This is a genomic window from Phocaeicola plebeius DSM 17135, assembly GCF_000187895.1.
GTDB classification, from domain to species: Bacteria; Bacteroidota; Bacteroidia; order Bacteroidales; family Bacteroidaceae; genus Phocaeicola; species Phocaeicola plebeius.
In genome coordinates this window covers 274,798-286,896 of record NZ_DS990130.1, presented here as the reverse complement: position 1 = coordinate 286,896, position 12,099 = coordinate 274,798, and the positions used below count along the sequence as shown (strand labels likewise).

The window sequence follows — 12,099 nt, the reverse complement described above, 5'->3', positions numbered from 1 at the left end:
CAAAATTCGTCCGTGTCAAGCATGACGCGGACGAATTTTACGTACTACAGCCGACAGACTTTTCTGAATGGTCCGGGTCAACACAATCAAGGTAACGGCCACCAAGATAAGGAATATTCCCCAGCCTTCCTGCATGGTAAACTCTTCCCCAAAAATCAAGGCACCGATACATACAGCCGTCACCGGTTCCATGGCTCCTAATACCGAAGTCATTGTTCCACCAATATTCTGTACGGCCAATACCAAGGTAATATTGGAAATAACAGTAGGCACCACCGCCAGCAAGAACAGATTACCGATTGAAACTGCATCCGGTACCGGCTGTATTCCCTGATTGGTTAATGCCTTTATGGCAAACAGCACCGTACTTACGATAAATACATAAAAAGCTAATTTCCGCCCACTCATATCACGCAATCTTGATTTATTGACTGCCACAATGTATCCGGCATAACATACAGCCGAAAGCAGAACAATAACCACTCCCGTCGCATCGGCCGACAGCTCATCTCCTTTCAATGAAAGTTCAGATACACCATATATTGCCAGTAGAATAGCTACCCACGTTACCCAGGAAGCTTTCTCACGGAACAAGACCAACATCAGCAAAGTCACAAACACGGGATAGGTAAAATGAAGCGTCGTGGCTACCCCGGCTCCCATAAACCCATATCCCCAGAACAGAAACATGGCTGAACCAGTATACAGCAGTCCCAACAAAAGAAACATCGGAATATCACGGCTCTCTATACGAAATGACTCCTTCTTTACTTTCATCATGGCCCCCAATGCAAAGGTGGCAAAGAGAAAACGATAAAAAAGAATCGAATCAAACATCATCCCTTTCTGCATCAAAGGCAGCGTAAACAAGGGTATCAAACCAAATGTTACCGAAGTGGCAATCCCATAGAAAAAACCTTTCAAACTATTCATATACTTAACTTACAATAAAAATGAGTTTGCAAAGGTAAACAAATTACCATGATATTTTTACATAAAACTTGACCTACAATATTTTTTCAATATCCATTCTTTTTTCTTTTCTTTGTGATACAAGAAGCATCATCATGAAAAACATTCCGACTCACAACTTCAAATACATCATAAACGGCCGTCATGACCACAACTGGGGTTTCACAGTACAGACTGTAGGCTCGGCTATAATTCACCCAAACTATGAAAGTTATCCTCCAATATGCGGACATCCCACAGAATTTACTTTCAACCCATCCAAAGGCAGACTTCTGCCCATATTTGTACAGCTTTACATCGCTAAAGGAAAAGGTATATTCTTTTCTTCTCCCAATGAAAGTATGGAAATCAAAGAAGGAGATTTAATTCTCATACCTCCCTACACATGGCATAGCTATCTTCCCCACAAAAGCACGGGATGGAAAGAATATTGGATTGGATTCGACTGTCCGCATATAGAAAATTGCTTGAAACACAATCTATTTAACAAGAACAAAAAGATCTATCGAATTGGTATACAGGATAAAATCATCAATTTATACGAAGAAGCCATACGTATAGCCAACGAAGAGAAATCAGGATATCAGCAATATTTAGCAGGTATTGCCAACCTTATCTTCTGCATGATTCCCTATTACAATAATAACCGGAGTTTTGATCCAGCAACTGAGGATATCATCAACAAGGCCAAAATTATCATGAAAGAGGAACTTCTCAACGGAATATCTCCCGAAAAAACAGCAGCTCAAATCAAACTAAGTTATTCATGGTTTAGAAAGATCTTTAAAGATTATACAGGAGTTACTCCCTCTCAGTATATTCAAGAATTAAAAATGCAGGAGGCTAAAATATGCTTAACTACCTCCCACATTCAAATAAAAGAAATTGCCTATCACCTTGGATATGAAGATATAGCCTATTTCATCAAATTATTCAAACGACACACAGGGAAACGTCCCTCAGAGTATCGAAAATCATTTTTTGAATAAATCATTAGAAATAAGTACTTCATCTGTTTTCAGTTGAAAATACACATATTCATCATCTGAATGTGTCAATTTCACATAAGGATTATCCGACAATTGCATATTCTTTATAGAAATACGCTGCTTATTCACTTGTAAATGAGCATCAATTCTATTCTTCGGGAAGCCAACCAAACAAGCTTTCCGGGTATGATTCTTCACTTTAATCTCATACTCACTTTTATTAGAAGTTACTTGAACTTCTATCCGAGAATTTCCCACGGGAACTGTACAATCAATCCACGACAAGCCTCCCAATTGAGGTTTCACCATAATGGTATCCCACCCCGGCGTAAAAGGATATACTCCAGCTACATACTGTGGCAACAAGGACAATGCTCCGCCAGCCCAGCCATGGTTAATACTTCCACCTCCAGCTCCCCCTACGGTCCAGTCTTCCCATAAAGTAGTCAACGGACTTTCTACCATCACGGTATATCGCTGTTTCATTCTTTGTAAAGCATCTTTTACATATCCTTTCGATAACAGAGCTTCTTGTATATATTTTTCCATATACGGACTGGCTCCTTTTCGCTTCATCAAGAAATCACGCACTTTATCCCACTGACTTTTATCTGCAAAGCCTGCCAGTAAAGCCATACCATTGGCACGGTCATCCGTAATTCCCTTATAACCAGCCGACCTAAAATTTTCTCCTGTCCAAAAAGCGTTAGAAGCAGAAGTTCTGACAAGTTCCAGTTGAAAAGTATAATAATTTACAAAAGAGGTGTCATTTAACAGTTTTCCCATACCAATGGCTGATTCCAGTGCCAAACAATACCATGCGTTATCCAATACAGCCACATCAATATTATCACCCCAATCAGCCCAATCCCATCCTCCAGCTCTGTGCTTTACCAGTCCTTTTTCATCAATATTCCATAAAGAAAGATATTTTTTCATTTTAGGATACACATATTCTATCGTGTGCAAGTCCCCTGTATACTGATAATAATTCCAGAATCCATATTTCCCGATAGCAGCCAACATTTGCAAAGGCAATTCTTTATCCCATGAGCCTGCAGGCACAGGAGAGTATAAAGTCCCATCCTCTTTCTGCCAATCCACCAAGTTTAGCATGGCTTTTCGCACCGCCGAAATCCCATTCGTATCACAGGAGTAGAAAATCTCATTCAGAATAATGGCCGCATCTCCCCACCACTGAGATCGTTCCCTATCAGGGTCTTGTATGGCATCTCTCATATTAAGATTCATCGTATTCAAGGATTTCTCCCATAAACGATTATAAAACTCATCATTACAAGTAAACTTCCCGATTATCTCTGTATTAAAACGAGTTTCCCGATACCCCACTTTCAAGCATTTCACTCCTTTGGGAAGAGTATAGAAGATACGATGCCCATTGATATAATTAGGCATCTCAAACTCCTGCACTCCCTTCTTTGTGATATATTCGGCACGGACATTGTATTCACTTCCTCCCTTGTAATTGTCACTCCGGATATCAATCAGCTGACCAGCCTCAGCTTTTAAGCAAATATAAGGAGTTACTGTTATATTTTTAGGAAGTGTTCCGGTTATCAATACTGTATCTTTTTTCTCCTCAGATTCCACCTTTTCGTATTTCACGATTCCTGAATCTTTCCAGTTAGGGAATGGCCTTTTATGCAATAAGTTCCATGGTGCACATGGATATTCTCCCAACACAGAAGCTTGCTGCCATGAACTATCATCATAATTCAATTTTTTCCAATTTCCTAAACCTTTACGCGCATCAAAATGTACATTATATTCCGGTAGTCTATAATTAGGTTTAGGCTCATTACTCTCTCCAAATGACGGATGCACGTGTACTTTCCACGATGAATCTGTTCCTACAGATTCTTTTCCCCATCTTATATTAGCCAATAAGCCACACATCCCGCTATTTTTATGGCAAAAACCATCTTTGCCCCAATACCATACTAATACTGAAACAATGTTCTTTCCCCTTTTCAAGTATTTGGAAAGGTCTACTACGTCATAATATGTATCAGTTGGATTGGGTCCTCTCTTCAATCCTCCTTCAAAAATGACCAATTCCTCATTTACCCATAACCAGTATTTGGAATCTACAGCTATATCCATATATACTTTATCAGGTTGCGCATCCATATATACTACTTTTCTAAAGCACAACCATTGATTAGGAGTTTGTTGTTCAGAATTTACAGAAATCCATTTAATCCCTTTTAAATCAGCACTCCCTTCACAAACCGCATACAACGAACATACATTTGTGACCAACAAACATAACAACAAAATAAAAAATCTTTTCATATAATTTTTTCCTTCATACATTGTAAAACGTCTTTATTTCCATTTGCAAATTTAGGCGACAATACAATATCCGAATTTAGACAGAATGATTTTATATGGATATTTTCTGACTTATTTATTCAGGGCATAAAAAAGCGAAGCCGCAAGAACCTTTCATCTAGCTCTCACGACTTCGCTTCTATAAGATTCTACAACTTATCGTTCTCCTATCGGCTTGTAGTCCACTTCCTCCAGCACATTCTTGTACGCCGGACGGATAATGCGACGACCTTCGAAGTTCAGTTCCTCAATACGGTGTGCCGTCCATCCTACAATACGGGCCATGGCAAACAGCGGCGTATAGATTTCATGCGGCAAACCCATCAGTTCGTAGATAAAGCCTGAATAGAAATCCACATTCGAGCAAACCTGCTTCTTGGTTCCTTTCACTTTCTTGAAGCATTCGATGGCACGCTGTTCCAACAGTTCAAGGAAGGCAAATTCTTTCTCACACCCCTTTTCTGCCACCAGTTCACCAGCCAGTTCTTTCAGCAATACGGCACGCGGATCGGAAATCGTGTATACCGCATGACCGATACCGTAAATCAACCCACTGCCATCGTAGGCTTCTTTATTCAGCATACGGGTCAGATAGGTATCGATTTCGTCTACATTCGTCCAGTCAGAAATTACCTCTTTCAAGTGATGGAACATCTTTACCACCTGAATGTTGGCACCTCCGTGCAGAGGACCTTTCAACGAACCGATTCCGGCTGCAATGCTGGAATAAGTATCCGTGCGAGTAGAACTGGTGACACGTACGGTAAATGTAGAGTTGTTACCACCTCCATGCTCTGCCTGAAGCACCAGCAACAAGTCGAGCATACGCGCTTCCAGTGGAGTGTATTCTTTCTTAATCATGTAAAGGAAGTTTTCGGCCAGCGACAGATTCTCGTGCGGATGGCGAATGTGCAGCGAACGTCCGTGTATGCTATGACGATAGATGCTATACGCATACGCAATGATGGTCGGGAACTTTGAAATCAGTTCGATGGACTGACGCATCAGGTTGTCGCGTGAAATATCATCCGGATTTGGGTCGAACGTGTACATTTCGAGCACGCTACGTGCCAGGATGTTCATGATGTTCTGCCCTTCCAGATCGATAATGTTCATGGTCGTCTTCTTGTCCAGCGGCATATTGTCATTGATGAGTTCCTTGAACGAAGCCAGTTGTTCGCTGTCCGGAAGTTCACCCGACAACAGCAGATAAGCCACTTCCTCAAAGCCGAAACGCTTCTCGCGCAGCAAGGCATGAGCAATGTCATCCAAATCGTATCCACGATAGAACAACTTACCCGGAATAGCCTTCAATCCCTGGTCGGTACGTTCATAGCCCACCACATTACCAATCTTTGTCAGTCCCACGAGCACACCCGTACCATCTTCGTTACGCAGACCTCGCTTTACATTGTATTTCGTGAACAGTTCGTTGTCGATGCGGCATGCCTGCTTGGCACACTCGGAAAGTTTGTAAACTATATATTCTTTCTTCATAAACTTCTCTTTTTATCCATTAAAAACACTCCGACAAGAAAATCCTCTGACTATTACAGCAAAGAAATGATTTCCTGTCCAAATTCATTCGTGCCCAACGCGTGACCATTCGGCATGAAACGCGCCAAATCATGAGTAGCCTCCCCTTTCGAAAAAGCTTTCTCCAAGGCATTCACAATCAGTTGGGCAGCTTCTTTCCAGCCCATGTACTCCAGCATCATGACAGAAGAGAGCAGCAAGGAACACGGATTCACCACATTCTTTCCGGCAATGTTCGGTGCCGTGCCGTGAGTAGCTTCAAAGATGGCATGTCCGCTCTTGTAATTGATATTGGCTCCCGGTGCGATACCGATACCACCCACCATGGCTGCCAGCTGGTCGGACACATAATCACCGTTCAGGTTCAGCGTAGCAATGACTGAATATTCTTCCGGAATGAGCAGGGTGTTTTGCAGGAAAGCATCTGCAATACAATCCTTCACCACCACTTTTCCATCGTTGATGGCTTTGGCTACGGCAGCCTTGGCCGACTCTTCACCCAACTCTTTCTTCAAGCGGTCATATTCGTTCATGGTGAAAGTCTGGTCCTTGAACTCAGTTTCAGCCACTTCGTATCCCCAGCGCTTGAAACCTCCTTCCGTAAACTTCATGATATTTCCCTTGTGTACCAGTGTCACTGACGGCAAGCCGTGTTGCAACGCGTATTCAATGGCTGCACGTACCAGTCGCTGGGTACCTTCCTTTGACACGGGTTTCACACCAAATGAAGAGGTTTCCGGGAAACGTACCTTGGTCACACCCATCTCATCACGAAGGAAAGCATAGAATTTCTGTGCTTCCGGTGTACCTTGTTCCCATTCGATACCCGCATAAATGTCTTCCGTATTTTCGCGGAAAATGTGCATGTTCACCTTGTGCGGCTCTTTCACCGGAGAAACGACTCCTTTGAACCAGCGTACCGGACGCAGGCAGACATACAAATCAAGCGTCTGACGCAATGCCACGTTCAGCGAACGGATACCACCGCCTACCGGAGTGGTCAACGGACCTTTGATACCTACCAGATATTCCTTGAATGCTTCCAGCGTAGCCTCCGGCAACCATTCACCAGTCTGCTCAAAAGCCTTTCCGCCGGCCAGCACCTCTTTCCATTCAATGCGGCGCTTGCCTACGTAGGCCAGCTCTACTGCTGTATTGACAATTTTCTGACAAACCGGAGTGATTTCTGCTCCTACTCCATCCCCTTCGATAAAAGGAATCACTACGTGATCGGGAACCACTAGTTTCCCGTCCTGCATATACATCTTATTGCTCATTTCTCTCATTTTTTAAAGGTGTTCAAGGCTGAACCGGCCTTAAACCAGTTAATTTGCATTTCATTATAGGTATGAAGCACTTCGAATGTTTCTGTCGTGCCGTCTTCGTGCGTCAATACGGCATGCAACGGTTTACCCGGAGCAAAGCGTTGCAATCCCAAGATAGAAATCCGGTCGTGCTCACGTACCTTGTCGTAATCGTTCTTGTCGGCAAAAGTCAGTGCCAGCATACCCTGTTTCTTCAAGTTTGTTTCATGAATACGGGCAAAACTCTTGGCCAGGATTACCCGCACGTTCAGAAAGCGCGGTTCCATGGCGGCATGTTCACGACTGGAACCCTCTCCGTAGTTTTCTTCTGCCACTACGATAGAGCCCATGCCCTTTGCCTTGTACTGCTTGGCCACTGCCGAAACGGCTTCATATTCGCCAGTCAACTGATTCCATACGCAGTTAGTCTTACCGTTGAATGCATTGACAGCACCCATCAGCATATTATCGGAAATATTTTCCAGGTGTCCGCGGAAGCGCAACCATGGTCCGGCCATAGAGATGTGGTCGGTAGTACATTTTCCCTGCGTCTTAATCAGCAGCGGAAGTTCCATGAAGTCTTCTCCATTCCATGCAGCAAACGGTTCCAGTTTCTGCAAGCGCTGTGAGTCCGGCTGAATGGTCACTTCTACCTTTCCTCCGTCGGCCGAAGGAGCCACATAACCATTGTCATCTACTGTAAATCCTTTCTGTGGCAGTGTTTCCCCTATCGGCGGATCAAGTCTGACCTCTTCTCCCTTCTCATTCTTCAGGGTATCCGTCAGCGGATTAAAGCACAGGTCGCCCGCAATAGCAAACGCCACAGCCATTTCCGGTGAAGCAATGAACGCATGCGTGTTCGGATTGCCATCGGCACGCTTGGCAAAGTTACGGTTGAACGAAGTCACGATAGAATTGGCCCGAAGCGGATCGTCGGTCACTCGCTTCCACTGTCCGATACAAGGACCGCAGGCATTGGTCATCACTACACCGCCGATGCTCTTCAAATCCTCAATCATGCCGTCGCGCTGAGCCGTGCAATATACCTGTTCCGAACCCGGATTGATAATCAGCGAAGCCTGCATCTTCAAACCTTTTGCCTTTACCTGACGGGCTACCGAAGCTGCACGACTCAAATCCTGATAAGAAGAGTTGGTACAAGAACCAATCAATCCCACTTCCATCTTCTGCGGGAACCCTTCCTTCTTCACACGGGCAGCAAATTCCGATACCGGACAAGCTGCATCGGGCGTAAACGGTCCGTTCACATACGGTTCCAGTGCAGAAAGGTCAATTTCAATCAAACGGTCGTAATACTTTTCCGGCTGCAGTGCCACTTCCGCATCCGCCCGCAAATCGGCCGCATTAGCCTCAGCTAGTTCGGCAATATCTTCACGTCCGGTAGCACAAAGGTAGCGCTTCATCTCCTCATCGTAAGGGAAAACAGAAGTCGTAGCTCCCACCTCAGCTCCCATGTTACAGATAGTAGCCTTGCCGGTAGCAGACAACGAGCGGGTTCCCTCTCCGAAATATTCAATAATGGCATTCGTTCCTCCCTTCACGGTGAGAATACCTGCCAGTTTCAAAATCACATCTTTTGGTGAAGCCCATCCGTTCAACGCACCGGTCAGCTTCACCCCAATCAGTTTTGGCATCTTCAGTTCCCATTCCATGCCAGTCATTACGTCCACTGCGTCGGCACCGCCCACACCAATGGCAATCATACCCAATCCACCGGCATTCGGGGTGTGTGAGTCGGTTCCCACCATCATGCCACCCGGAAACGCATAGTTCTCGAGTACAACCTGATGAATGATACCTGCTCCCGGTTTCCAGAAGCCGATGCCGTACTTCGAAGCCACACTTTTCAGAAAATCGTATACCTCTTTATTGGTAGTGCAAGCAGAAGGCAAATCCTCTTCCACTCCTTTATATGCTTGAATCAAATGGTCACAATGTACGGTAGCAGGAACAGCTGAAACGGATTTTCCCGCATTCATAAACTGCAACAGCGCCATCTGGGCCGTCGCATCCTGCATGGCTACGCGGTCCGGACGGAAGTTAACATACTCTTCCCCCCGACGGAAAGCTGCCACCGTGTTTTCGTCGTATAAATGTGCATACAATATTTTTTCAGCCAAAGTCATGGCACGCCCCAGTTTCTTACGGGCCTTTTCTACTTTTTCTGCATACGACGCATAGAACGTCTTCTGCATTTCCATGTCGTAAATCATCTGAACAATCTTTTATAACTTCGTGCGCAAATATATTGAAAATATCTCACAATATCACACTTATATCAAATAAAAAACAACAATCTGCCACAAAACCTCATTTCTTTATAACAGAGGGCTGGTTTTTACCGCATTCCGGAAAGCTTTTTGACATGCCATTATCCTTAAATTGAAAATTCCCTGCATATTCTTGCTATTTTCCTTGTTCGTTTTCTACGTTTTCCTACTGCAAACCCTATGTTTCCCGTCGCAAAAACGTAGGGTTCCCGAACGGAAAACATACGGTTCCGCGACGGGAAACATAAAAAAACTTGAAAAGTTTCCGAATAAACTTACCGAATTTAGAAAAAAGCAGAGCCATCACATAAAAGCCAAATTATCCGCCTTTTCTGCCAGTAGAATCTCCCGCATTTTATTCGTTTTCTTCGGGATTTTTTGTAAGTTTGGAGAAACTCTTATTCAACTATATTATGGAAACATATCTATTCTGGCTGGTCCCGGCGGCATCGCTGCTGGCATTGGCACTTGCCGGATACTTCTACCGGCAAATGAAGCAGGAAAGCGAAGGTACCCCCACCATGGCACGCATTGCATCGTATGTCCGGAAAGGAGCCATGTCTTACCTGAAACAGCAATATAAAATAGTTACCCTTGTATTTATCGGACTGGCTGCCTTGTTTGCCATCATGGCCTATGGGTTCAACTTGCAAAATCCGTGGGTACCCGTAGCATTCCTCACTGGAGGTTTCTTCTCCGGTCTGTCGGGTTACTTAGGTATGAAAACCGCTACGTATGCCTCTGCACGTACCGCAAATGCCGCACGCAACTCTCTGAACAAAGGATTAAAGGTGGCATTTCGCAGTGGAGCGGTTATGGGACTTGTGGTCGTAGGACTGGGATTGTTTGATATTTCTTTCTGGTACCTGCTGTTGGATTTCTGCATTCCGGAAGATGCACTGAACCCCACTGCCAAGTTATGCGTCATTACCACCACGATGCTGACTTTCGGAATGGGCGCCTCCACCCAAGCTTTGTTTGCACGTGTAGGAGGAGGTATTTATACCAAGGCGGCCGATGTGGGAGCTGACCTGGTGGGAAAAGTAGAAGCGGGCATTCCGGAAGACGACCCACGCAACCCGGCTACGATTGCCGACAATGTAGGCGATAACGTAGGTGATGTGGCCGGAATGGGAGCCGATCTCTATGAATCCTACTGCGGTTCGATTCTGGCTACCGCTGCCCTGGGAGCTGCTGCCTATATCGGCACGGGAGATACCGCCATGCAGTTTAAAGCCGTCATCGCCCCGATGCTGATTGCAGCCGTAGGTATTATCTTGTCCATCATCGGCATTTTTGCCGTGCGCACCAAAGAAAATGCAGGCATGAGAGAATTGCTCAAGGCTTTGTCTACAGGCACCAACCTCAGTGCGGGATTGATTGTCATCGCCACCTTTAGCATTCTTTGGGTACTGCAAATTGATAACTGGCTGTATATTTCACTGGCTGTAGTCATCGGACTGATTGTAGGCATCGTCATCGGACAATCTACTGAATTCTACACTTCCCAATCCTACAAGCCCACTCAAAAACTGGCGGAAAGCGGAAAAACAGGTCCGGCTACCGTCATCATTTCGGGCATCGGATTAGGAATGGTATCCACTACGATTCCGGTCATTGCAGTTGTAGCCGGCATCATCCTGTCTTACTGGCTGGCCTCTGGTTTCGATTTCACCAACATCAGCATGGGACTTTATGGCATCGGTATCGCTGCCGTGGGTATGCTGTCCACTTTGGGCATCACATTAGCCACGGATGCCTACGGACCGATTGCCGACAATGCCGGCGGTAATGCGGAAATGAGTGGTTTGGGAGCAGAAGTCCGCAAACGCACAGATGCACTGGATTCACTGGGCAATACCACAGCCGCTACGGGTAAAGGTTTCGCCATCGGTTCTGCCGCCCTGACCGGACTGGCACTACTGGCTTCTTACATTGAAGAAATACGCATCGGACTGGAACGTATCGGTACCACCGTACTGGAACTTCCCAACGGACTGGAAGTAATGATTCAGGAAGCCGGATTCACGGACTTCATGATGTTCTACGATGTCACGCTTATGAATCCCAAGGTACTTTCGGGAATGTTTATCGGTAGCATGATGGCCTTTCTGTTCTGCGGACTGACCATGAATGCTGTAGGAAGAGCAGCTGCCCACATGGTAGAGGAAGTACGCCGGCAGTTCCGTGAAATCAAAGGTATTCTGGAAGGAAAGACTGAACCTGACTACGCACGCTGTGTACAGATTTCCACCCTTGGCGCACAGAAAGAAATGGTATTCCCGTCACTGTTGGCCATCATCGCCCCCATTGTGACAGGTCTGCTGTTTGGTGTGCCGGGCGTCATCGGTCTGCTGATAGGTGGACTTTCTTCAGGCTTCATTCTAGCAATTTTCATGGCCAATTCCGGAGGTGCCTGGGACAATGCCAAGAAATACGTGGAAGAAGGAAACTTTGGCGGGAAAGGCAGTGAAGTACATCGGGCCACAGTAGTAGGCGATACGGTAGGTGACCCGTTTAAAGATACCTCCGGTCCCAGCCTGAACATCCTGATTAAACTGATGAGCATGGTAGCCATCGTCATGGCTGGTCTGACCGTTTCATGGAGCTTATTCTGATAAACTAGGATAAAAGCAAAATACCCCGAATCCG

At 45.3% G+C, this 12,099-nt stretch carries 7 protein-coding genes; 2 read left to right on the top strand and 5 right to left on the bottom strand.

The genetic code is table 11. The annotated features are described in order from the left end of the window. Nucleotides 1-15 precede the first annotated feature (15 nt). Nucleotides 16-933, bottom strand: a complete 918-nt coding sequence (locus BACPLE_RS09410) for a DMT family transporter (RefSeq protein WP_007561223.1) — start codon at nucleotides 931-933, stop codon at nucleotides 16-18. Nucleotides 934-1,067: 134 nt separating this feature from the next. Between BACPLE_RS09410 and BACPLE_RS09405 the strand changes: the two genes are divergently transcribed. Then, entirely contained in the window at nucleotides 1,068-1,961 is an 894-nt protein-coding gene (locus BACPLE_RS09405) for an AraC family transcriptional regulator (RefSeq protein ID WP_007561222.1), read from the top strand. On the opposite strand, the gene BACPLE_RS09400 is transcribed toward BACPLE_RS09405, so the two are convergent. The 4 genes from BACPLE_RS09400 to BACPLE_RS09385 form a co-directional block, all read right to left on the bottom strand. Continuing rightward, on the bottom strand, nucleotides 1,947-4,277 hold the full coding sequence (locus BACPLE_RS09400; protein WP_157131888.1) for an alpha-L-rhamnosidase-related protein: 2,331 nt from the start codon (nucleotides 4,275-4,277) through the stop codon (nucleotides 1,947-1,949). The two genes, BACPLE_RS09405 and BACPLE_RS09400, sit on opposite strands and share 15 nt — an antisense overlap. Nucleotides 4,278-4,472: 195 nt before the next feature. Continuing rightward, on the bottom strand, nucleotides 4,473-5,813 hold the full coding sequence (locus tag BACPLE_RS09395; protein ID WP_007561217.1) for a citrate/2-methylcitrate synthase: 1,341 nt from the start codon (nucleotides 5,811-5,813) through the stop codon (nucleotides 4,473-4,475). Between the two features lie 53 nt (nucleotides 5,814-5,866). Then, nucleotides 5,867-7,138 carry an NADP-dependent isocitrate dehydrogenase gene (gene icd, locus BACPLE_RS09390; protein ID WP_007561215.1) on the bottom strand — a complete coding sequence of 424 codons (1,272 nt, stop codon included), beginning with the start codon at nucleotides 7,136-7,138 and terminating at the stop codon, nucleotides 5,867-5,869. Next, nucleotides 7,135-9,390 carry an aconitate hydratase gene (locus BACPLE_RS09385; RefSeq protein WP_007561213.1) on the bottom strand — a complete coding sequence of 752 codons (2,256 nt, stop codon included), beginning with the start codon at nucleotides 9,388-9,390 and terminating at the stop codon, nucleotides 7,135-7,137. Before BACPLE_RS09385 ends, icd begins: the two co-directional genes overlap by 4 nt. A 470-nt stretch (nucleotides 9,391-9,860) precedes the next feature. On the opposite strand from BACPLE_RS09385, the gene BACPLE_RS09380 reads away from it, so the two are divergent. Beyond that, on the top strand, nucleotides 9,861-12,065 hold the full coding sequence (locus tag BACPLE_RS09380) for a sodium-translocating pyrophosphatase (protein WP_007561209.1): 2,205 nt from the start codon (nucleotides 9,861-9,863) through the stop codon (nucleotides 12,063-12,065). Nucleotides 12,066-12,099: the final 34 nt, after the last annotated feature.